This is a genomic window from Saccharothrix sp. ST-888 (assembly GCF_000955975.1).
Lineage (GTDB): Bacteria > Actinomycetota > Actinomycetes > Streptomycetales > Streptomycetaceae > Kitasatospora.
Genome location: NZ_JYJF01000441.1, coordinates 1 through 382 on the forward strand (window position 1 = coordinate 1; position 382 = coordinate 382).

1 protein-coding gene is annotated in these 382 nt (G+C 73.8%); it reads right to left on the bottom strand.

Annotated elements, in window-relative coordinates; translation table 11 throughout:
• Positions 1-246: hypothetical protein (locus UK12_RS33415; RefSeq protein WP_156179111.1), on the bottom strand; the 246-nt coding region annotated here is incomplete at its 3' end.
• Positions 247-382: the final 136 nt, after the last annotated feature.

Sequence of the window (382 nt, forward strand, 5' to 3'; positions counted from 1 at the left end):
GAGCTGCACCACGCCCTGGCGGGAGCGCGGGCCGAGCAGGATTCGCACGCAGTTCGGCTGGCGCAGGCGTTCGGCGTGGAAGGCGGGGTTGGGGTCCTGCGCGGAGGTGCGGTCGGCGAGGACCAAGGCGGTGCGCGCGGTGCCGAGCCGGTGGAGGAGGAAGAGCAGGCACTGGAGGGACAGCCGGTCGGGGAACAGGCGGCATGCCTTACACCGCTGCCCCTCGTCGGACAGCTCCTCCGACATGCCCCGCTCACCGCGGAGGGCCGGGACCAGGTGCGGCACCTGCCCCTCATCTGCGAGAGAGCCGCGGCCGAGCCCCCCGCACCCGCCGGTCCGGGCATGGAACCGTGGCAGCTCCCCACCGACCTGGTCCAGGAAC